This window comes from Polymorphospora sp. NPDC051019, assembly GCF_040683055.1.
Taxonomy (GTDB): domain Bacteria; phylum Actinomycetota; class Actinomycetes; order Mycobacteriales; family Micromonosporaceae; genus Polymorphospora; species Polymorphospora lycopeni.
In genome coordinates this window covers 249,401-270,118 of sequence record NZ_JBFBCH010000004.1, presented here as the reverse complement: position 1 = coordinate 270,118, position 20,718 = coordinate 249,401, and the positions used below count along the sequence as shown (strand labels likewise).

Annotated in this window: 18 protein-coding genes and 2 riboswitches; of the genes, 7 read left to right on the top strand and 11 right to left on the bottom strand. The window is 73.1% G+C overall.

The window, feature by feature from the left end; all coding sequences use genetic code 11:
- Positions 1-32 precede the first annotated feature (32 nt).
- Genes AB0M79_RS10335 through AB0M79_RS10315 form a run of 5 tightly spaced genes read right to left on the bottom strand, consistent with a single transcriptional unit; the run spans position 33 to position 5,151 of the window.
- Complete coding sequence (locus tag AB0M79_RS10335; protein WP_364210568.1) at positions 33-1,199, bottom strand: hypothetical protein; 1,167 nt, start codon at positions 1,197-1,199, stop codon at positions 33-35.
- Positions 1,196-2,203 (bottom strand): hypothetical protein, encoded by a 1,008-nt coding sequence (locus AB0M79_RS10330; RefSeq protein ID WP_364210565.1) that lies wholly within the window; start codon positions 2,201-2,203, stop codon positions 1,196-1,198. The genes AB0M79_RS10335 and AB0M79_RS10330 overlap by 4 nt, the downstream gene beginning before the upstream one ends.
- Positions 2,196-3,017, bottom strand: coding sequence for an alpha/beta hydrolase (locus tag AB0M79_RS10325; RefSeq protein ID WP_364210562.1), 822 nt, complete (start codon positions 3,015-3,017; stop codon positions 2,196-2,198). Before AB0M79_RS10325 ends, AB0M79_RS10330 begins: the two co-directional genes overlap by 8 nt.
- Complete coding sequence (locus AB0M79_RS10320; protein ID WP_364210559.1) at positions 3,014-4,489, bottom strand: AMP-binding protein; 1,476 nt, start codon at positions 4,487-4,489, stop codon at positions 3,014-3,016. The genes AB0M79_RS10325 and AB0M79_RS10320 overlap by 4 nt, the downstream gene beginning before the upstream one ends.
- Positions 4,486-5,151 (bottom strand): class I SAM-dependent methyltransferase, encoded by a 666-nt coding sequence (locus AB0M79_RS10315; protein WP_364210556.1) that lies wholly within the window; start codon positions 5,149-5,151, stop codon positions 4,486-4,488. The genes AB0M79_RS10320 and AB0M79_RS10315 overlap by 4 nt, the downstream gene beginning before the upstream one ends.
- Before the next feature lie 383 nt (positions 5,152-5,534).
- Positions 5,535-5,674, top strand: a riboswitch (cobalamin riboswitch).
- Between the two features lie 108 nt (positions 5,675-5,782).
- Here AB0M79_RS10315 and AB0M79_RS10310 point away from each other — a divergent pair.
- The 3 genes from AB0M79_RS10310 (at position 5,783) to AB0M79_RS10300 (ending at position 7,913) form a co-directional block, all read left to right on the top strand.
- Positions 5,783-6,829, top strand: coding sequence for a peptidase (locus tag AB0M79_RS10310; protein ID WP_364210553.1), 1,047 nt, complete (start codon positions 5,783-5,785; stop codon positions 6,827-6,829).
- Positions 6,830-6,879: 50 nt separating this feature from the next.
- Positions 6,880-7,311, top strand: coding sequence for a hypothetical protein (locus AB0M79_RS10305; protein WP_364210987.1), 432 nt, complete (start codon positions 6,880-6,882; stop codon positions 7,309-7,311).
- Positions 7,312-7,421: 110 nt separating this feature from the next.
- Positions 7,422-7,913: a YfbM family protein gene (locus AB0M79_RS10300; protein ID WP_364210550.1), complete on the top strand. Its 492-nt coding sequence runs from the start codon at positions 7,422-7,424 to the stop codon at positions 7,911-7,913.
- 16 nt (positions 7,914-7,929) lie between these two features.
- On the opposite strand, the gene AB0M79_RS10295 is transcribed toward AB0M79_RS10300, so the two are convergent.
- Positions 7,930-9,390, bottom strand: coding sequence for a family 43 glycosylhydrolase (locus tag AB0M79_RS10295; RefSeq protein ID WP_364210547.1), 1,461 nt, complete (start codon positions 9,388-9,390; stop codon positions 7,930-7,932).
- A 357-nt stretch (positions 9,391-9,747) separates the two neighbouring features.
- Here AB0M79_RS10295 and AB0M79_RS10290 point away from each other — a divergent pair, with 357 nt between their 5' ends.
- Positions 9,748-11,160, top strand: a complete 1,413-nt coding sequence (locus AB0M79_RS10290; RefSeq protein WP_364210984.1) for a family 43 glycosylhydrolase — start codon at positions 9,748-9,750, stop codon at positions 11,158-11,160.
- Between the two features lie 10 nt (positions 11,161-11,170).
- Here AB0M79_RS10290 and AB0M79_RS10285 read toward each other — a convergent pair whose 3' ends face one another.
- From AB0M79_RS10285 to AB0M79_RS10265, 5 genes are all read right to left on the bottom strand, one after another.
- On the bottom strand, positions 11,171-12,028 hold the full coding sequence (locus tag AB0M79_RS10285; protein WP_364210544.1) for an ECF transporter S component: 858 nt from the start codon (positions 12,026-12,028) through the stop codon (positions 11,171-11,173).
- A 70-nt stretch (positions 12,029-12,098) separates the two neighbouring features.
- The gene (locus AB0M79_RS10280; RefSeq protein WP_364210541.1) at positions 12,099-13,721 is read right to left on the bottom strand and encodes an ATP-binding cassette domain-containing protein; all 1,623 of its coding nucleotides are present in this window, start codon (positions 13,719-13,721) and stop codon (positions 12,099-12,101) included.
- A complete protein-coding gene (locus AB0M79_RS10275; RefSeq protein ID WP_364210538.1) occupies positions 13,718-14,860 on the bottom strand; it encodes a CbiQ family ECF transporter T component in 1,143 nt (380 codons plus the stop codon). The genes AB0M79_RS10280 and AB0M79_RS10275 overlap by 4 nt, the downstream gene beginning before the upstream one ends.
- Before the next feature lies 1 nt (position 14,861).
- Positions 14,862-15,746 carry a hypothetical protein gene (locus AB0M79_RS10270; protein WP_364210981.1) on the bottom strand — a complete coding sequence of 295 codons (885 nt, stop codon included), beginning with the start codon at positions 15,744-15,746 and terminating at the stop codon, positions 14,862-14,864.
- Positions 15,747-15,838: 92 nt separating this feature from the next.
- Positions 15,839-17,272 (bottom strand): LPXTG cell wall anchor domain-containing protein, encoded by a 1,434-nt coding sequence (locus AB0M79_RS10265; protein ID WP_364210535.1) that lies wholly within the window; start codon positions 17,270-17,272, stop codon positions 15,839-15,841.
- An 89-nt stretch (positions 17,273-17,361) separates the two neighbouring features.
- A riboswitch (cobalamin riboswitch) is annotated at positions 17,362-17,485 on the bottom strand.
- Between the two features lie 221 nt (positions 17,486-17,706).
- Here AB0M79_RS10265 and AB0M79_RS10260 point away from each other — a divergent pair.
- The 3 genes from AB0M79_RS10260 (at position 17,707) to AB0M79_RS10250 (ending at position 20,716) form a co-directional block, all read left to right on the top strand.
- Positions 17,707-18,123 (top strand): hypothetical protein, encoded by a 417-nt coding sequence (locus AB0M79_RS10260; protein ID WP_364210532.1) that lies wholly within the window; start codon positions 17,707-17,709, stop codon positions 18,121-18,123.
- Positions 18,120-19,502 carry a hypothetical protein gene (locus AB0M79_RS10255; RefSeq protein ID WP_364210529.1) on the top strand — a complete coding sequence of 461 codons (1,383 nt, stop codon included), beginning with the start codon at positions 18,120-18,122 and terminating at the stop codon, positions 19,500-19,502. Before AB0M79_RS10260 ends, AB0M79_RS10255 begins: the two co-directional genes overlap by 4 nt.
- Positions 19,503-19,612: 110 nt before the next feature.
- Positions 19,613-20,716: a DNA alkylation repair protein gene (locus AB0M79_RS10250; protein ID WP_364210526.1), complete on the top strand. Its 1,104-nt coding sequence runs from the start codon at positions 19,613-19,615 to the stop codon at positions 20,714-20,716.
- The last annotated feature ends 2 nt before the right edge of the window (positions 20,717-20,718 follow it).

Sequence of the window (20,718 nt, the reverse complement as noted above, 5' to 3'; positions counted from 1 at the left end):
CGGTCCGCTCCGTGGGTGCTCGTCGGTCGTGGTCAGGGCTGGGCCGCTTCCCGCCACAGCATGGGTGGGATCTTGTTGGTGCGTTCGACCCGGCCGAGGGCGGTGACCCGTTCGGTGGTGATCGCGTCCGGGTGGTGTTGGGCGATGACGCCCAGGTCGTAGAACTCGCGGAGCAGCCGCTCGTGGACCGCGCCGGGGTCGGCGTCGCCGGTGAAGTGGACGGTGAGTTGCCGTACGGAGTGGCGGGACTCGGTGCCGCGGGTGAGCACCAGTTGGGCGTCACGGACGCCGGGTTGGGCGCGTACGACCGAAAGGGCCTCGCCGATCCCGACGAGGGCGCCGTGCAGCTTGATCGCGTCGTCGGCGCGGCCGAGTACGCGCAGCGCGTCCGGGCGGCCGCAGCGGCATTCGGCGGGTGCGACCCGGTCGCCGAGGCGGTAGCGGACCGTCGGCACCGTCCATCCGGTGCCGCGCCGGGAGAGCAGTGCGCCGGCGTCGTCGGGTTCGATGACCTGGTCGGGCATCAGGTGCAGCACCGACAGGTCGCAGGCCGGGGTGTTGGTGGCCATCACGTACGTCTCGACGGAGCCGTAGTTGCCCCAGAAGCCGATGTCGGGGAAGGCGGCGCGGACCGTCTTCTCCTTGTCGTCGGTCCACGGTTCGGCCATCCAGATCAGCTTCCTCAGCGGCAGGACGAGGCCGGAGTCGAGTACGCCGCGGGCGAGGTCGGCCAGGGCGGTCGGGGTGCCGCAGACCGCGTCGACGCCGACGTCGTTCCACATCGGGATCCAGTCGGCGATCTCGGCCGGCGAGTGCGGGCCGGCCGGGATGATGTCGCAGCGGCTGTGCTCGGCCAGCGCCTGCATGTAGTAGTGCGAGGCCCACATCCGGCCGGGGGTGAACAGGTTGAGCATCAGGTTGCCGGGGGCGAGCGGCCGCCACTGGCGCAGCAGCCGGTCGTGTGCCTGGTGGTAGCTGACGAAGGTCAGCTTCGGCCGCCCGGTGGTGCCGCCGCTGGACATCAGGATGCCGCCCCCGTCGCGCGACATGTGCCGGGAGATCGCGAGGATCTCGGCCGGGCCGGTCACCGCCAACCCTTCCAGGCCGGCGGCGTCGTCGGGGACCGGCGCGCCGCCGTGGTCGGCCAGCCACCGGGCCTGGGCGAGGATGTCGTGCCAGGGCAGGCGGCCGATGGTCACGCCGGGCCTCCCCCGCCGGCCAGGAAGGCGGCGTGGCCGGCCTGGTATGCCTGGAAGCGGGACCGGACGATGGATCCGGCGATGCGGTCCTGCTCGGGGTCGCCGTTGAAGGCGACCGCGCCGTCGAGCTCGATCTCGGAGATCCAGTACCGGTCGCCGTCGATGAGGAAGTCGACGCAGAAGTACGGGGTGGGCAGCCGGGAGGCCGCGTAGGCGATCGCGTCCTCCAGGTCGGCGGGCAGGCTGGCGTAGCCGCGCTCGTGGCGGCCGCCGACCGCCTTGGTGACCATCAGGCAGTAGCCGTCCTTGACGCCCTCCAGCACGGTGTGTGCCCGGCCGTCGACGCAGTAGACCCGCTTCTCGTGCACGCCGGGCAGGTAGGGCTGGGCGACGAGCGCGGTGTCGGAGCCGCCGGCCAGGCCGATGACGCCGCGCAGGTCGTGCACGTTGTGCACGACCGAGATGCCGAGCCCCATCCCCCAGTAGGCCGGCTTGACGATCATCGGGTAGTCGAGGTTGGCGAAGGCGGGGTCGAAGTGCCCGCTCATCGCCTCCCGGCCGCCGATCACGCGTACGGTCGGCAGCAGCGGCACCGGGCTGTCCCGCAGGTGCAGCATCGTGGCGGTCTTGTCCTCGCCGATGTAGGACAGGGCCGGCGGGATCGGCAGGTAGAAGCCGGCCCGCTCCAGGATGGTGAAGAGGAAGAGCTGGTTCTCCACGTCCTGGCTCTGGTGCGGCAGCGAGTAGAGCGAGGTGACGAAGATGGTGTCGGCGGGCGTGACCGGGTCGCCGTTGAGGTAGAGCCTGGGCCGGGTCGCGTCGGTGGTGTCGACCGCGATCTCCTCCGGCTTGTTGAGCGTCATCTCCAGGCCGAGGTCGGCGGCCACCTTCCGGTAGGGCTCCCAGACGGCCTCGTCCTCGGCGCGGCGCTGCCAGGCCGTACCCCGGTCGGGGTAGATCCAGCTCAGCCGGCGGGCGGGGGACGCGGCGGTGGTTTCAGCCATCGGCTTCACTCCCATGGGTGCGGGCCGGCTCGGCGACCCGGGCGACGAACTCGCGGACCGTACGGGTGAACCTGTCGCGCTCCTCGACGAACGGCAGATGTCCACTGTGGGCGAAGGTTTCCAGCCGGGCGCCCGGGATCGCGTCGGCGAGCCAGCCGCCGACGGCACCGGGATAGACCTGGCTGCGGGCGCCGTGGACGAGCAGGGTCGGGACGCCCAGCCGGGAGACCCGTTGCCGCCAGTCGGCGGCGACCGCGTCGGCGAGCAGCGCGCCGACCGCGGCCGGGTCGCACCGGCCGGCCTGCGCGACCAGGTCGGCGACGACCGCCGGATCGGGGTCGGCGCCGGCGGCGAACGAGCCGCGGACCAGGTTGTCGGCGAACGCGCCGTAGTCGGCGGCGATGGCCTGTCCGAACTGCGCGGCGGCGGCGGTGGTCAGGTTGCCGAAGGCCGGGAAGGGCCAGCCGTCGTCGCCGACGAGGCACGGGGTCTGCTCGACGGAGACCAGCCCGGCGGTCCGGGCGGCACCGAAGCGTTCGAGGTAGCCGTACGCGACGGTGGCGCCGAGCGACCAGCCGAGCAGCGTCACGTCGCGCAGGTCGAGCGCCTCGACGGTGCGGTGCACGTCCTCGGCGGCGGCGGCCAGCGACGCCGTACCGCCGGTGTTGCGGCCGTGGCCGGGCAGTTCGACGGTGACCACCCGGTGGTCGGCGGCGAGGTCGGCGACGGCCTCGGCGAGGAAGCCGGCGGTGGCGGCCAGCCCCGGTACGACCAGCAGGGTCGGGCCGGCGCCGCGGTCGTGGTGGATGCTCATCGGGATCCTCCGGAAAGGCCGAGGCGGTGCCGCAGCAGCGGTTTGTCGATCTTGCCGACCGGGGTGCGGGGTATCTCGTCGACGAACCGGACGGTGCCGTCCAGCCCGTGGGCGCGCAGGACGTCCTCCACGATCTTGCCGACCTCGTCGGTGGACCGGCCGGTGGCGGGCCGGACCGCGACGGCGACCTGGGCGGCGTACCGTCCGGGGTGGACGGCGAGGCAGACCGCGGTGTCGACGGCGCCGGTTCCGGCGATCTCGTCGTCGAGCATCGGGGCGAGCACCGGCCCGGCCGGGGTGGCCAGCGCCTCGGAGACCCGGCCCAGGATGCGGTAGGAGCCGTCGGGTCCGCGGCGGGCCACGTCACCGGTCCAGAACTCGGGGGTGCGGAAGGTGCGGGCGTTGGCCTCGTCGTTGCCGAGGTAGCCCTCGCTGGTGCAGTCCGACTTCAGGACCAGCTCGCCGATGTCCGGCTCGGTGCCGACCGTCTCGACGAAGGGTTCCAGGCGGGTGCCGACACCGCGTACGGGGATCATGCCGGCGTCGGCCTGAACCTCGTCGGTCATGTTGCCCAGCGCGAGACCGAACTCGGTGGAGCCGTAGATCTGCCGGATCCGGATGCCGAGCACCTCGTCGGCCCGCCGGATGACGGCCGGGGGCAGGTAGGCGCCACCGCACAGCGGCCGGCGCAGCCGGGACAGGTCCACCTCGCCGTCCGCCGCCGCCACCAGGTCCTCGTAGTGTTTCGGCAGCGCGCTCATCACCGTGATCCCGTACGTGGCGAGCTGGCGCAGCAGTACGTCCGCCGGGGCGGCCGGGTCGGCCAGCACCAGGCGGGCCCCGGACAGCAGCGCGGCGAAGACGTGCAGGTCGGTGGCGTGCGCGACGTCGAGGGTGTGCCGGCACAGGAACGCGTCGGTGTCGCGGATGTCGACGTCGGCGATCCAGCGACGGCGCTCCCGCACGAACTTGTCCTGCCGCCAGGCCATCAGCTTCGGGAAGCCGGTGGACCCGGAGGTCCACAGGGTGCGGAAGATCCGGTGGTGCACCTCGGTGGCGGGCTCCGCGAGCGGGTCGGCGGCGCCCAGCTCGTCGAGGCCCACGGTGGGCGGCCCGGGCGGCAGCTCGCGGTGACCGTCGGTCACCACCAGGACCGGCTCGGTACGGTCCAGCGCGGTGCGCAGGTCGGCCGCGTCGAAGTTGCCCATCAGCGGTACGTAGCGGGCGCCGAGCCGGGCCACGGCGATGATCAGTGCGACGTATCCGATGCTGTTGCGCATGGCGAAGGCGACGCTGTCGTCGGCGCGTACGCCCCGGGCGGCCAGGCCGCCGGCCAGGCGGTCGACCAGCGCGACCAGTTCGGTGTAGCTGACCGCGTCTCCTCCCGTGGTCTCGACGGCGGGTGCGTCGGGGCGGGCCGCGGCGACCGCGCGTACGGCCGTGTAGAGCGTGTCCGGGTCTTCGGTGGTCATGCCGTCCACCCGGCGTACGTGGCGAACCGCCAGTCCTTGGCCAGGCAGTCGACCTGCGCGTAGCCGGCCTGCCGCAGCCAGTCGAGTTGGGTGTCGACGTCGATGCAGATGTCGTGCTTCATCCGCTCGCGGCCGGCGGCCCACTCGTCGGCCGGTGTCTCGGAGTCGTGCACGTGCTTCTCGTGCTGGCGGTCGTAGAGCGCCTCGATCGCCGGGGTGGGCGCGAGCACCTGCTCGACGTTGACGAACAGGCCGCCCGGGCGCAGTACGTCGCGGATGCGGGCGAACAGGTCGCGCTTGCCCTCGTGCGGCAGGTGGTGGATCGCCAGACCGGAGACGACGGCGTCGAACGGGCCGACCGGCAGCGGGTCGGTGAGGTCGGCGACCAGCGTGCGGACGTGCTCGACGGTCTCGAAGCGCCGCACGGCCTTGGCCAGCATCGGCTGCGACCGGTCGACGAGGAGCAGTTCGGCGTCGGGCAGCCGCTCCAGCAGCGCCGCGCTGAGCAGGCCGGTGCCGGCGCCCAGGTCGAGGATGCGGGGCCGGCGGGGCACCGACATGGCGACCACGCTGACCGCGCTGCCGTAGAGGAGGTCGAACGACGGGATCAGTTGCCGCCGCAGCGCGTCGAAGGTCGCCGGATTCCAGAGTTCGGTGGTCACAGGTCTCCCCCCATCAGCCTTACGGCAATGGATCGGTCAGGGCTGGGCGGTGGCCGAGCTACGCCACAATGGGCGGCCGGATTCGCGCCAGACATTGACCGTGGTGCAGTGGTTTCACCCGGTCTCCCCTGCTTGCCGAGATCCAGAAAGAATGCACCCGGCAGCAATGCCACCTGGCCACGTCGCCGAGCATCACTATAGACGATGATCATTCAGTTAGAAACGGGTAGATCATCTGACGAACCCGGCGGATACGGGCCCTTCGAATTCACGTCCGTCGCACCGTTGCCACATTGCGGAGAGTGACTGTCGGGAGGGTGACATCCGGGGTGGCACATGCCACCCACCAGCGGATTGACACCGGGCGGGCGACTCGGAAAGACTTACCGTCCACAACAGAAGATGCGTGCACCGTGGGGGAAGTCCGGTCGAAGTCCGGCGCTGGCCCGCAACGGTAGGCCGTCGAGCACTGCATTGTGCCCGGCGGTGAGCCCGAATGCCCACCTGCGCGCAAACCCGCTCCTCACCCGTCGTGGCCCACGGGACGGAGTCCGGATAAATCCCCACCGCGCACCGTGAGCGCAGGGACCTCCGGCCTCGTTACCTTCGGGCCGGAAAGGCGTGCCCACACATGGTCCGCTCGCTATCCCGGCACAAACTCCCCGCCCTGCTGTGCGGCATATTCGCCGCCGCCCTCACCGTCGCGACACCGGCCGCCGCGGCCGCCGCCCCGCCGACCCTGAGCCGCTCCGACGCCGCCGCCGGCTGGTTGGCCCGGCAGATGGTCGACGGCGAGCGCTTCGAGACCGAGTTCGGCGGCGTCAGCTACCCCGACCAGGGCCTCACCATCGACGCCATCTTCGCGTTCGCCGCCGCCAAGGTCGCCGACGAGAACGGCGCCAAGGCGCTCACCTGGCTCGCCCGGCCGGAGATCCTCACCGGCTACGTCGGCGACGGCGGCACCGAGGCGTACGCCGGCGCCACCGCCAAGCTCACCCTCGCCGCCCAGGTCCGGGGTGCCGACCCGACCGCGTTCGGCGACGTCGACCTGGTCGCCCGACTGCGCGGCCTGGAAGACCCGTCCGGCCGGTTCTCCGACCGGTCCGCGTGGGGCGACTACAGCAACGCCTTCAGCCAGTCCTTCGCCCTGCTCGCCCTCGACCGCACCCCGGCCGGCGCCCCCGCCACCGCCGCCGCGTTCCTGGCCGGCAGCCGCTGCGCCGACGGCGGCTACCCGCTGCTGTTCGCCCAGGCCACCTGCGTCAGCGACGTCGACGCGACGGCGCTGGCCGTGCAGGCCCTGCTGGCCGTCGACCGGTACGCCGACGCGGCGGCCGGGCTCGCCTGGCTGACCGGCGTACAGGCCGCGAACGGCTCGTTCGGCAACGCGGCCGGCGAGCCGAACGCCAACAGCACCGGTCTCGCCGCCCAGGCGCTGTGGGCCGGCGGGCGGCTGATCGCCGCCGCCAGGGCGAACATCTTCCTGCTCGGCCTCCAGGTCGGCTGCTCCGGCCCGGTGGCCGACCGTGGCGCGGTCGCGTACACCGGCGCCGGCTTCGACCCGGCCACCGCGCCCCGGGCCACCGCCCAGGCCGTCCCGGGGCTGGCGGCGGTCGGCTTCGCGAAGCTCTCCGCCACCGGCGCCCGCGGCGCCGCGCCCACCCTGGCGTGCCGGTGAGTACGGCGATCGCGCGAACCCGACGCTGGGCCGCGACCCTCGCCGCGCTCCTGTTGCTGACCGCCGGCCTCACCGTCGCCGAGCCGGCACCCCGGGCCGCGCACGCCGCGGCCTGCGTCGGGACGACCGGCGTCACGGTCGTCGTCGACTTCACCGCCTTCGGCGGGTCGATCGAGGTACGGTGCGCGCCCGGCGACCCGGCCACCGGGCTGGCCGCCCTCCAGGGCGCCGGCTTCGCCGTCACCGGGACGGCCCGGTGGGGGCTGGCGTTCGTCTGCCGCCTCGACGGGCTGCCGACCGCTGCCACCGAACCGTGCGTCAACACCCCGCCGGCCAGCGCGTACTGGTCGTACTGGCACGCCCCGGCCGGCGGCAGCTGGTCGTACAGCACGCTCGGCGCCAGCAGCTACAACCCGGCACCGGGCACTGTGGAGGGATGGTCGTTCGGGTCCGGCGCGGCCCCGGGCATCTCGCCCCCGTGATCCGCTGACGATCCGGGCCGGGCGGCTTCCCCCCGCCCGGCCCGGATGCGTCGGCCCGCTCCCGTACCCTCCCGCCAGGCATTTCGGGTTCCGGTGGAGGAGAACGGGTCATGAGCAGTCTCGGTGTGCACTTCGCGATCGACGAGGAGGCGGCGGCCCGGCTGCTGTCGGCCGACGACGACGCGGCGGTGATGGCGATCGTCACCGGGATCGAGGAGGCCTGGGACAAGGTCGACCACTGCGAGACCGACAAGGCCTGGGACGCGATCCACCGCTGCCTCACCGACGGCCTGCTCGGCTACGACAACGGCGACTATCCCCTCAACGCGGCGGTCCTCGGCGGTCTCCAGGTCCACGAGGACGACGACTACATCGTCAGCCTCCTCACCCCGGACCGGGTACGCGACGTCGCCGAAGCGCTCGTCCCGGTCGACCGCGACCGGCTGCTCGCCGGCTACCGGGCGATCGACGTCGAGGACTACGGCGTGAACCACGGCGCCGAGGACTTCGAATACACCTGGGCGAACTTCACCGATCTCGTGGCCTTCTTCCAGCGCGCCGCCCGCGACGGCAAGCACGTGATCTTCACCGTCGACCAGTGAGCGTCGGCGACCGCTGTCACTCCAGGTGGAACGTTGCCGACCCCCGTTCGGCGGCCGTGCCCACCGGCTCGATGAACAGCAGCCCGGTGCGGTGGCGGACGTACCGGCCGGGGAAGTTCCCCGATTCGAGCGAGATCCCGGCACCGTCGGCCAGTCCGGGCCGGCGTACGAAGCTCGCGTCGGCCCGGAACAGGGCCGAGCCGTCGTCGCGCTCCAGGTGGATCTCGTAGTTGCGGTGCCGCAGGTAGTGGCCGGGGAAGTTGGTCGACTCCAACGACACCGACCCGGCGCCGGCCAGGCCGGTGACGATCCGGAACTGGGAGTCGGCCAGGTTCGTCACGTTCGGCTCGACCCGGCCCCGGTAGGCGAAGTGGCGGACGAAGTTGGCGGCGAGGTCGTGCGAACGCAGCCGTACCGGGGTCGCGCCGTCGGGGACCGGGATGCCGAAGTTGGGCGTGCCGTCGGCGTTCCAGTACAGCTTCTGGATACGGGTCCGCCGGTTCGGGTCGTTGAGCGGGTCGCCGCTGATGTCCCGGTAGTTGCGGTCGTGGTAGACGAGGATGTCGCTCTGCCCGTCGTCGGACGTGGTGAACGAGTTGTGGCCGGGACCGTACTGGCCGGTGGCGGCGTTGCTGGCGAAGACCGGGGTCGGGCTCTTCGTCCAGGACGCCGGGTTGAGCAGGTCCGCCGTCGCGGCGGCGGTCAGCAGGCCGAGGCAGTAGTTGGCGTCCGTCGCGCTGGCCGAGTAGGTCAGGAAGATCCGGCCGTTGCGCTGGATCACCGCCGGCCCCTCGGCCACCCGGAAGCCCCGGGTCTCCCAGTCGTACGTCGGCACGGTCAGCCGGGTCACCGGGCCGGTGATCGTCCACGGGTCGGCGCCCATCCGCGCCAGGTAGAGGTTGGAGTTGGTGGCGATCCCCGGCTCCTGCTGCGCCCAGGTCAGGTAGCGCACCCCGCCGGCGACGAACGTCGAGGCGTCCAGGGCGAAGGTGTCCCACGGCGTGGTGATCCGGCCGCGTTCGGTCCACGAGCCGCCGAGCGGGTTCGCGGCGGAGTTCTCCAGCACGTACATCCGGATCCGCCAGATGTCGTCGGCCCGGCCGGCGGCGAAGTAGACGTACCACCGGCCGTTGATGAAGTGGATCTCCGGTGCCCAGATGTGGGCGCTCATCTCGCCGCTGGTGTGCCGGCGCCAGATCGTAGTCTCCGGGGCGGTGGAGAGCCCCTGCAGGGTGGTGGCGCGGCGCAGCACGATGCGGTCGTACTCGGGCACCGTGGCGGTCAGGTAGTAGTAGCCGTCGGTGTGCCTGACGATGTGCGGGTCGGCCCGCTGGGTGACCAGCGGGTTGGTGTGGTTGACCGCCGGGGCGGCGGGGGCCGGTGCCGCCGGCAGCAGGCTCGCCAGCACGGCGAGCACTGTCGCGGTGGCGACCCGGCGGACGAGGCCGGCGGGGCGCGGCGCGGCGGGGCTGGTCATCGGCGTCTCCTCGTACGGTCCGGTCGGCGGCGGACGCGGCCCGCCGGTCACTGGTAGCCGCCTGCATTGTGAAGGCTAACATCGACGCTTATCAAGCGTTTGAGCTTATTTAGTTGCTACTCCATCCCATGTCCGAGCAGGTAGATCAAACAGCGATCCCGCTCGACCAACGCCGAGCGTCAGCTTGACAAGCCATATTGTTAACGCGACCATCATCGATGCATTCCGTCGACGGCAGGGAGCGGGCCGATGCCACCCATCCGTGAGAAGCAACCCCACCGCACGCGGCCGCGCTGGCGCGCGGGCCTCGCCGCCGGCCTCGTCCTCGTCGTCACGGGCACCGCCGCGGCCGTCGCCATGCCGGCGGCCTCTGCCGCCACGGTCGACACCAACGCCTACTACGTGCTCGTCAACCGGCACAGCGGCAAGGCGCTCGACGTCTACAACCTGGCCACCAACGACGGCGCCCCGATCAACCAGTACGCCCGCAACGACGGCGCGTGGCAGCAGTGGCGGTTCCTGGACGCCGGCAACGGCTTCTTCCGGGTGCAGTCCCGGCACAGCGGCAAGGTGCTCGAACTGCCCAACGCCAACGACGGTGTCCAACTGGTCCAGAACGCCGACAACGGCAGCACCCGGCAGCACTTCCGGCTGGCCGACTCCGCCGGCGGCCACGTACGGCTGATCAACCGGCACAGCGGCAAGGCCCTCGACGTGTGGGAATGGTCGACGGCAGACGGCGCGATGGTCTCGCAGTACCAGGACCTGGACGGAAACAACCAGCAGTGGCGGATGGTCAACCTGGGACCGGTGGTCGGCACCCCGGGGACCTTCACCAACCCGATCAAGCGCAACGGCCCGGACCCGTGGCTGCAACACCACAACGGTTTCTACTACCTGGCCACGACCACCTGGAACTCCACGATCACGATGCGCCGGTCGAGCACACTCAGCGGCATCTTCGGCGCCCCCGAGCAGGTCGTCTTCGATCTCTCCGGGCGCCCGAACGGCTGCTGCAACATGTGGGCCCCCGAGTTCCACCTGCTCGACGGACCCAACGGCCGCCGCTGGTACCTCTACTACGTCGCCGGTCAGAACGTCAGCGACTTCAACCCGACCCAGCGGCTGCACGTGCTGGAGAGCGCCGGCACCGACCCGATGGGTCCATACACCTTCAAGGCCGACCTCGGCAGCGACTGGCAACTGGACGCCAGCGTCCTGAAGGTCAACGGCAACCTCTACCTGCTGGGCACCTACAACGGCGGCAGCAACGGCCAGAGCCTGTTCATCACCCCGCTCAGCAACCCGTGGACGATCAGCGGCTCCCGGGTCCGGCTCAGCTCGCCGACGCTGAGCTGGGAGCGGCAGACCCACCCGGTCGCCGAAGGACCCGAGCCGCTCTACCACAACGGCCGGACCATGATCGTCTACTCGGCCAGCGCCTGCTGGGGCCCCGACTACAAACTCGGCCTGCTCACCCTGACCGGCAGCAATCCGCTGAACCCGTCGTCGTGGACCAAGCACCCGACCCCGGTGTTCCAGCGCAGCGACGCCAACGGCGTCTACGCCCCCGGCCACAACGGCTTCTTCAAGTCACCCGACGGCACCGAGGACTGGATCGTCTATCACGCCAACGACTCGGCCGGCGGCGGCTGCGACATGAACCGCTCCACCCGCGCCCAGAAGTTCACCTGGAACGCCGACGGGACACCCAACTTCGGCACGCCCGTCCGGCTCGGCGTCCAGCTCCCCGCCCCGTCCGGCGAATAGCCGCCCGACCTCACTTCCCGGCCGGCACGCCCCGGCCGGGACCGGCCGGGGCGGAGTCGAACACGACCGGGGCGTCGAAGGCCGCGCGACGGGCGGCCCGACGCAGGGCGGCCAGCACCGCCGGCCCGGCGAGCACGATCGCGACCACGTTGGTGATCGCCCGGCCGGTGTCCCAGCCGAACGTCGACGTGACCCCGGTGAAGAACGCGAACCGGTGCAGGTTCTCCAGCAGCGGCGCCCCGGCCACGTACGACAGTTGGGTGTCGATCCCGGTCGTGTACGGCCAGAACCACATGTTCATCAGGAAGCCGAACCCGTACGCGGCGAGCAGGCCGTACCCGGCGAGCATGGCGATCTCGACCCTGCCGCGCGGACGGGCCGGCAGCAGTCCGGCGCCCAGCCCCACCCAGGCCGAGGCGAGCATCTGGAACGGCAGCCACGGCCCGACCCCGGCGGTCAGCAGCGCCGACGTGAACAGCGACGTACAGCCGAGCACGAAGCCGAAGCCCGGGCCGAAGACCCGGCCGGCGAGAACCAGCATGAAGAAGACCGTCTCGATGCCCGCGGTCCCGGCGCCGAGCGGGCGCAGCGCGGCGTTGATCGCCGACAGTACGCCGAGCATGGCGAGCCCCTTGGCGTCGATCCCGCCGGAGGAGAGTTCGGCGAGTACGACGGCGACCAGCACCGGCAGGATCACCACGAAGATCAGCGGAGCGTCGGCGGTGTGCGCGATCGCCTCGGGTCCGGGTGCGTGGAACAGCGGCCAGAAGAACATCGCCAGCCCGGCGGCCGACGCCAGGACCAGGACCAGCGCACTACGCGGCGCCACCCGGATCACCCTGGTACGGGGCACGACAGAAGGTGTCATGTCGGCCCCTCGCTTCGTTCGGCACCGCATGACCGGGGCCTGAGCCAACCGATTCCCTCGCTCCGCTCGGTCATGCCGGCACATCCTGTCCGGCGAGGCTGGCGGCGACCTGGGCGACGGTCAGCCAGGGCAGCGGGTCGAGGACCTTGGCGACCTGCGGCGCGAAGGCCGGTGACGCGACGACGACGTCCGGTGTCGGACCGTCGGCGACGATCTCCCCCTCGGCCATCACCACGACCCGGTCGGCGGCCGCCGCCACGAACTCGACGTCGTGGGTGGCGAAGACGACCGCCCGGCCGGCCTCGGCGAGTTCGCGTACGACGGCCGCGAAGTGCCGCTTCGCCGGATAGTCCAGGCCCCGGGTCGGCTCGTCGAGCAGCACCACCGGCGGCGCGGCGACCAGTTGCACGGCGAGTACGAGCGCGAGCCGCTGCCCCTCGGACAGGTCGCGGGGATGGCTGTCGCCGGGCAGGCCGGGCACCAGCCGGTCGAGCAGGGCCCGGCAGGTGCCGGCCGGCGACCCCGACTCCTGGTCGGCCTGGGCGCACTCGGCGTCGACCGTGTCGAGGTAGAGCAGGTCGGCGGGGGTCTGCGGGACGAGGCCGACGAGGCGGCGGGCCTTCCCGGCGGACACCTGTTTCGGGTCGGTGCCGCCGACGTCGACCCGGCCGCCCTGGCGCGGGCCGGAGCCCTGCACCGCCCACAGCAGCGACGACTTGCCGGAGCCGTTGCGGCCCATCAGGGCGGTGATCTCGCCGGCCCGCAGGTCGAGGTCGACGCCACGTACGGCGTACACCTCGCCGTAGCGGACCACGATCCGGCGCGCGGTCAGGGCCACCGGGCCGGCGGCGGTGGTCCGGGATGGTGGTGGCGGCCGGTCGCGCAGCCGCTCGCGCAGGGCGGGTGCCCGCCGGCGGGCGTCGCGGACCGACAGCGGCAGCGGCTGCCAGCCGGCGAGCCGGCCCAGTTCGACCACCGGCGGGGCGACGTCGGCGGTGGCGAGCACGTCGGCGGGCGTACCGGAGACGACGGTGCCGTCGCCGGGCAGGTAGAGCATCCGGTCGGCGTACTGGACGACGCGTTCGAGCCGGTGTTCGGCGACGACGACGGTGACGCCGAGGTCGTGCACCAGCCGGGTGATCGCGGCGAGCACGTCCTCGGCGGCGGTCGGGTCGAGGGCGGAGGTGGGCTCGTCGAGCACGAGGACCCGGGGCTGGGCGGTCAGCACCGCGCCGATCGCGACCCGCTGCTGCTGGCCGCCGGACAACGTCCGCAGTGGACGGTTGCGGAGTTCGGCGATGCCGAGCAGGTCGAGGGTCTCCTCCACCCGCTTGCGCATCACCGGCGGTGGTACTGCGAGCTGTTCCATGCCGTACGCGAGTTCTTCCTCGACGGTGTCGGTGGTGAACCCTGCGAGGGGGTCCTGGCCGACGACACCGACGAGGTGGGCGAACTCGCGGGGCGGGTGCTCGCGGGTGTCGAGGCCGGCGACGGTGACCCGGCCGGCGAGCCGACCGCCGGTGAAATGCGGCACGAGGCCGTTGACGGCCCGCAGCAGGGTCGATTTACCGGCGCCGGTCCTGCCGGCGACCAGGCACAGCTCACCCTCCTCTATGGACAGGGTGACGGCGCGCAGCGCCGGGGCGGGCGCGTCGGCGTAGGTGACCGTGACGTCGGTGAACTGGATCGTCATACCCGCTCCCGTCCGGCCACGCCGACCGGTGGCCGACCGGCGGCCGTGCCGGCCGGGGTGTCGGCCGGCGGTGGTGGCGCCAGCCAGGCCGGCAGTACGGCCACCAGCACCGCCGCCGCCGGCAGCGCGGAGATCTCCGGCCACGACAGCGGGCTCAGCGACGGGTACAGGTTGGCCGCGTCGACCCGGGTGGTGGCATAGAGGCCGCCGGCGGCGGCCAGCCCGCACAGCGCGACGGCCACCTCGGCCGGACGCCAGCGGTCCGGCCGGTAGACCGAGCGGACGACCCGCCGGCCGCCGAGCACGAATCCGCCGACGGCCAGGGCCAGCCCGGCACCGAGCATCGGCAGGCCGAGATAGCGCGGGGTGCTGGCGTCGAGCAGCCCGTAGACGCCGACACACACCCCGACCAGGCCGGCGACGACCAGGACGCCGGTGAGCAGCCGGAACCCCCGCGGTACGGCGCCCCGGCGGCCGTAGCCGCGGGAGTCCATCGCCGCCGCCAGGGCCAGTGACCGGTCGAGGGCGTCCTCCAGCACCGGGATGACGATGCCGCGCAACGCGCGCAGGCCGCGCCCGGTGCCGCCGCGCAGCCGCCGGGCCCGGCGTACCCGCAGCACGCTCTCGACGAGTTGCGGGGCGACCGAGAGAGCGACGACGACGGCCGCGCCGACCTCGTACAGGGCGCCGGGCAGCGCCCGCAGCATCCGTTTCGGGTTGGCCAGGGCGTTCGCCGCGCCGAGGCAGATCAGCATGGTGGCCAGTCGCAGCCCGTCGTAGAAGCCGCCGAGCAGTTGCTCGACCGCGACCGGCCCGAAGAGGCGGATGCCGGCCGCCCACTCCGGTAGCGGGATCTGCGGCAGCGTGAACAGCACGGTGTCGCCCTGCCCGCCGCCGAAGACGACCCGGAAGAGCACCCGGGAGACGACGATGATGCCGCCCAGCCACAGGTAGAGGCGGAAGCCGAGGGCCCACGGCGCGGTGCCGCGGCGGGCCGCGACGACGTACGCCGCGACCGCCAGGATCAGCGCCAGCAGCAGCGGGTTCGTCGTGCGGCTGGCCGCGACCGCGAGGCCCAGCGCCCACAGCCACCAGGCGCCGGGGTGCAGGTTTCGCGGCACCCGTACCGGGGCGGTCACCTCAGACCTGGTCCGGTGGTTCGGTGCCGGTGGCGGCCCGCCGGCGCCGGGCCGTCCACACCGCACCGCCGGCGAGTGCCACCAGCAGTACGCCGCCGGCCAGCGTCGCGAACGGCACTCCCCCGCCGTCGCCGTTCCGCGCGGCGGGCTCGGGCGGCAGCGCGAGATCCGTACCGGTCGGGGTCGGTGACGGACCCGGGTCGGTGGTGGCCGGTGCGGCGCCCGACGTCGGTCCGGCGGGTGTGGGCGGCGTGGTGGCCTGGGTGGTCGCGGGACCGGTCGGGGCGGCGGGCGGCGGCGCGGGTCGCGACGGGGCGGGCGCGCCGCCGGGCGGCGGATCGGCCGGGCGGCTGGCGGCCGGTGGCGGGGCGCCGGGCTGACCGCCCGGTGGCGGGCCGGCGGTGGTACGCGTCGGTGCCGGTGCCGCCGGCCGGCGGGGCGCCACGCGCGGCGGCGGGCTGCTGGACGAGGTCCGGTCCTTCGAGAACGACCAGCCCTCGAAGCTGCCCGGTGGCGGGGTCCGGTTCAGCACCCCGAACTGGCTGTAGCTCCAGGTGCCACCGTTCGTCGCGTGCCAGTAGGACCAGTAGGCGCTGGCCGGCGGTGTGTCGATGCACGGTTCGTTCTGCGGGCCGGGCTTGCCCTCGATCCGGCAGATGAATCCCTCGCCCCACCGGGCGGTGCCGGTGATCTGGATGCCGGCGTTCTTCAACGCCGCCAGGCCGGTGGCCTGGTTGCCGGGGGCACACCTGATGATCGTGGCGCCGCCGAGTTCCCGGAAGTCGACGATCACCGTGACGCCGTTGGCGTCGGGGCAGTAGCCGGCGGTCCCGGCCGCGTAGGCGGGTGCGGTGGCGCCGGCAGCGGCGAGCAGCAGCGCGGCCAGGGCCGCGCCGGCCGTCCGCAGCCCGACCCGGATCCCGGCCGCCGCCGGGTCGCGCCCGGCCGGTGTCGGCGGGAACCGGTCCGTCCGTGCGGTCACGCCCCCTCCCGGCGGCGCCGGCCGGCCACGACCAGCCCGGCCCCGGCGAGCATGACGACCGCGCCGAACGCGCCGATCGAGGTGACGTCGACGCCGGTCGTCGGCAGCCGTCCGCCACCGGACGGCGGTGGCGCCCAGGTCGTCGGCGCCGGGCTGGTCGGGCCGGTCGGCGACGGGGTGGCGGTACCGGTCGGGGTGGCGGTCGCGGTCGGGGACGGCGACGCGGTCGGGGAGGTCGTCGGGGACGCCGATCCGGTCGGGGTCGGGGTGGCCGTGGACGTCGGGGTCGGTTCGGTGCCGCCGGTCCCGATCTCGGCCAGCGACACCTTCGCCAGGCCCAGCGCGGCCTGCCCGGTGGCCCGCCGCCACTGATCCGTCTCGTTCTCGGCGATGCCGCCCGAGATCGCGTCCGCGAGCGAGCCCGGGGTGTACGCGATCGCCCCGGCGTGCGCGGCCGCGGCCCCGCCACCGGCCGCCGTCAACTGCTGCGCGGCGACGAAGTCGGCGGCCCGGTCGGCCTCGGCGATGTGTCCGGCGGCGGCCAGCGCCTGGCCACCCAGGCCGGTGCTGTTGGTGTTGGAGTAATCGGTGCCCATCGAGCCCTGGAACGAGCCGTCGGCCTTCTGCTGGGTCAGCAGCCACCCGATGCCGGCGTCGGCGGCGGCCTTCGCGCCGGTGGCCCCTGCGGCGTCGGCCGCGAGCAGCGCCTGTACGGCCATCGCGGTCGTGTCGACGTCCTGGACCTGGCTGGCCACCGGTGCGCTGGTGCAGGCCGCGCCGTCGGTCGCCGGATTGAGCCGGAAGCCGCCGGCGACGCACTGCTGCTTGATGAGGAAGTCGACCGCCGGCTGCGGGACGCCGCCGGATCGGGCCAGGCCGAGCACCGCGAGGCTCTGCGCGAAGAGATTGCCGCCCTGCGTCGGCTGGTCGCCGTACCGGTCGAAGATCCAGCCCTGCACGGCTCCGGCGTCCGCGCCACGGATCAGGTCGAGGGTGCGGGCGCGCATGTCGTGGCTGCCGAACGAGGTCGGGTCCCGGCCGGCGACCACGGCGGCGACGAGAACCTTGGCCATCGAGCCGCTGATGAGGTAGTCGGGGGCCCAGTCGCCGCCGGTCGCGTACGAGTCGACGTTCGCCTCGACCGCGTCGGCGACCGCGTCGGCGGCGGCCGGCTCGGTGCCGGTGGCCTCCAGCGCGATCAGCGCGTCGATGGTCAGGCCCCAGTCGGTGCCGCCGACCGGACTCGGCAGGCGTCCGTCGGCCAGTTGGCCGGCCAGCCACCTGGCGGCGGCGGCGCTCTGCGCCGAGTGCGGGTTGTCGGCGTGTACGGCGGCGACCGGTGCGGGGGTGGGTGTCGTCGCAAGCGCGACGAGCAGCACCGCGCTCCCGGCGAGGGCCGGGGTGAGGGCCGCGAGAAGGCGACGGAGCATGGGACATGCCTTTCGGGAGCGGTGGTGAGCACCGCATCCCGGCCCGCAGGGGTCCGTCGATCCGGGCTCAACCTGTAGACCACGACAGTTGAGGCCGCTCGTCTCCGTGCGGGCATTCCGGCTCGTGGTGGAAGTCCACCACATACGGTTGCGGGTCAGCGCCGGCTTCACACCGGCTTCCCCCACGCGGAAACTCATTCAGTTGTGGGTAAGCCATTCTGGCTGGTAGCGAACCTTACGGTATCCAGCCACCCACGCCGCGTACATGAGGCACAGGTCACGACCTCGCATCGATGGCCACCGACGGTACGTCCGGTCCATGCGACCGGCGGTCCCGCCGGTGGCACCCGGTCGGACGATGGAGGACGGTGGCGCGCCGTTGCGACGATGTTGCCGAACGGGGTCGCGTCCGTCGGCAGATCTGGAGATCGGCAGTGAGCACTGATTCGGGCTGGAACGACTACCTGTCCACCGACACACCCGCCGTGGACGTCACACCGGTCACCCCGACCGTCGAACCCGTCGCCGTGCCGGAACCCGCCGTGACGATCGTGCAAAGTGAGCTGAGCGGCGCCACCAGCGACCAGCAGTGGTCGGACTGGCACGCGGACAGCAGCGCCTCGTGGGCCGACTCGGCGCAGAGCTACGTCGACTACGCCCAGCAGAGCGCCGCGCAGGGCTACTTCGACGCCGCCGACAGCGCGATGGACACCGCCGCCAACCACGCCTCGATCGCCGGCGCCAACCTGGACACCTCGATCGACTACCAGGCCGCGGCGAACACCCACGTCGAGACGGCCGCCACCGAACTGGCCCCGTACGACGCCGGCCTCGGCTCCGCCACGGAATGACCTGGGCGGAAGCCGGGGAGGCCAGCGCCGGCCCGGCTGCCGGCACGCCCGGCCTCGAACCGGGGCGGTTGGCCGCCGGGGCGGAGCGGCGGGTCGCCGTACCGCCCAGCGTCGCCCGTCAGCACCTGCTGCGCACCATCCGGGAACTGTCGTTCGAGCTGCGGACCGAGCAGCTCAGCGTGCTGGAGGCGGTGCGCGGCTCGAAGCTCGGCGGGGTCACGCTGGCACCGGGCAAGCTGCCGGTGAGCCTGCGGATCGGGCTGGAGGCGGCCGACACCGGCTGCCGCATCGTCGTCCTGCTCGCCGACCGCTGGCCCGGCAAGGTCGGCCGCACCTGGGGTGCGACCAGCGCGTACGTCGAACTCTTCGGCTCCGTGCTGGCCGCCGTCGACGGCGCGCTGACCCGGCTCGATCCGGCGGCGGCGGGCTCGTTCACCTCGTGGTGGCGCGACACCGGCACCGGCGACGTCGCCATCATGCAGAACGCCGCCAGCCGCGCCGCCCAGGCGCAGGCGGCCCTGTCGCGGCACACGTCGCGGCTGCTCGACGGTGGTTCGGCACCGCCCCGTGGGGCGTCGGTCAGCCGGTCCGGTGTGGACACTTTCGTCTTCGAGACGGCGGATGCGGTCGCCGAGGTGCCGACCGAGCTGGCCGACGGCATGCTGATGGTGGGCACGCTGGTCACCAGCCGGCCCGGCGCGATGCCACCGGCACTCGTCGCACAGGTGCAGTCGCTGGTCTTCCGGGTCGAGGAACACCTCGCCGCCGACGGCCGGGCTTCGCTGTTTCCCGCCACCCCTGAGGATGTGCCTGTGGTGACCTTCCTGCACCAGCAGGCCCGGCTGCGTGGCCTGCTGCCGGTCCGCACGCTGCGGACCTGCACCACCTGCCGGCTGGAGAAGGTGACCAACCCCGAACTCGAACGGCTCCAGGAGCGGACCCGACGCACCCGCGACCTGGCGACCGGCATCAGCGCGGTGGTGACCCCGTACGTGCTGGCCGGCCGGCTGGTGCAGTTGAACAGCAAGGGCCCGGAGTTCGCCTGCCCGCGCTGCCAGGGTCTGGACGCCGACGAGACCGTGGTGACGTACTGCCAGCGCTGCGGCGACCGGCGGGCCGAGACGGCACTGCGCGCGTGCCCGAAGTGCCAGTTCGACTTCCGCTCGCTGCTGCCCGCCGAACAGGTGTGGCGGCCACGGACCGCCGGGCCGGACGTCGGCACCGTCGCCGGGACCGGGCCGTCGGCGGTGGTGGCCGGACCGGCGGCGCTGCTGAAGGTTCCGGACGACTTCCCGCCGGCACACCCGCGCCCGCCGAAGGCACCACGGCCGGCGCGCCCGGAAGTTTCCCCGCCTCCCTCCGGACCGCTGGCGACCTGAGCACGCCCGCCGTGCGAGGATCGGACCGGCCGCTGGCGGCGGAGAGCCTCGCCGGTGCCGGCCGGCGCCGCCGGAAGCCGGCGACCGCGGCGAGCACGAAAGGTCAGCCGATGCCCACCGCCGACGAACTTCTCAACGCGACCGCCGTCGACGGGCTGGCGCGCTGCCTGCTCGACGTGGCACCGGGGCATCCGCTGCCGGCGTTGCGTCGCACGGCGGCGGCACTGGAGGGGCGGACGCTCAGCGAGCGGTGCCACGACGTACGCGACGCGCTGCTGACCGATCTGCCGGACGACTACGACGGGTTCGCGGCGGTCGTACGTGCCGCCCTGGAGCGGCCCGAATTCACCGGGTGGATGATCTGGCCGGTCACCGAGGCCGTCGCGCGGCGCGCGCTCGACGCCGGGCCGGCCGACCGTTTCGACGCCGGACTCGCCCTGCTCGCCGACCTGACCCCGCGGCTGACCGCCGAGTTCGCGGTCCGGTCGTTCCTCGCCGCCGACCTCGACCGCACGCTGGCCGTGGCACAGGAGTGGACCCGGCACCCGGACCCGCACGTGCGGCGCCTGGCCAGCGAGGGCACCCGCCCCTACCTGCCCTGGGCGCGGCGGGTGCGGGCGCTGTTCGACCGCCCGGCGGCCACCGCCACCGTGCTCGACGCGCTCTACCGCGACGATTCGGAGTACGTCCGCCGCTCGGTCGCCAACCATCTCAACGACCTGAGCCGCATCGATCCGGAGTTGGCCACGGCGACCGCGGCCCGCTGGCTCGATCAGGCGGACGAGCACACCGCGAAGGTGGTCCGGCACGGGCTGCGTACGCTGGTTAAGAAGGGTGATCCGGCGGCGCTCGGGCTGCTCGGGTTCGGTCCGGCGCCCGACATCGTCGTCACCGGACCGGTGCTCGGCGCGGCTGTGGTGGCGTCCGGCGGCGACCTGCTCTTCGAGGTCACGCTCGAGAACCGGGGGCCGGATCTCGCGGCGGTGGCGATCGACTACGTCGTCCACCACCGGCGGGCCAACGGGACGCTGAGCCCGAAGGTCTTCAAGCTCACCACGCGCCGTCTCGACGCCGGCGCCAGCCTGACGATCAGTCGGCGGCACTCGTTCGCGCCGATCAGCACCCGCACCTACCACCCGGGTGAGCACGCGGTCGAGGTCCAGGTGAACGGTGTGCGGCACGGGCTGCGCACCTTCCGGCTCGGCTCCCCCTGAGC

Coding starts and splice junctions, on each gene's coding strand:
- AB0M79_RS10330 (WP_364210565.1), bottom strand. CDS start 2,203: ATGGCTGAAACCACCGCCGCGTCCCCCGCCCGCCGGCTGAGCTGGATC.
- AB0M79_RS10325 (WP_364210562.1), bottom strand. CDS start 3,017: ATGAGCATCCACCACGACCGCGGCGCCGGCCCGACCCTGCTGGTCGTA.
- AB0M79_RS10320 (WP_364210559.1), bottom strand. CDS start 4,489: ATGACCACCGAAGACCCGGACACGCTCTACACGGCCGTACGCGCGGTC.
- AB0M79_RS10310 (WP_364210553.1), top strand. CDS start 5,783: ATGGTCCGCTCGCTATCCCGGCACAAACTCCCCGCCCTGCTGTGCGGC.
- AB0M79_RS10300 (WP_364210550.1), top strand. CDS start 7,422: ATGAGCAGTCTCGGTGTGCACTTCGCGATCGACGAGGAGGCGGCGGCC.
- AB0M79_RS10295 (WP_364210547.1), bottom strand. CDS start 9,390: ATGACCAGCCCCGCCGCGCCGCGCCCCGCCGGCCTCGTCCGCCGGGTC.
- AB0M79_RS10290 (WP_364210984.1), top strand. CDS start 9,748: ATGCCGGCGGCCTCTGCCGCCACGGTCGACACCAACGCCTACTACGTG.
- AB0M79_RS10285 (WP_364210544.1), bottom strand. CDS start 12,028: ATGACACCTTCTGTCGTGCCCCGTACCAGGGTGATCCGGGTGGCGCCG.
- AB0M79_RS10280 (WP_364210541.1), bottom strand. CDS start 13,721: ATGACGATCCAGTTCACCGACGTCACGGTCACCTACGCCGACGCGCCC.
- AB0M79_RS10265 (WP_364210535.1), bottom strand. CDS start 17,272: ATGCTCCGTCGCCTTCTCGCGGCCCTCACCCCGGCCCTCGCCGGGAGC.
- AB0M79_RS10255 (WP_364210529.1), top strand. CDS start 18,120: ATGACCTGGGCGGAAGCCGGGGAGGCCAGCGCCGGCCCGGCTGCCGGC.
- AB0M79_RS10250 (WP_364210526.1), top strand. CDS start 19,613: ATGCCCACCGCCGACGAACTTCTCAACGCGACCGCCGTCGACGGGCTG.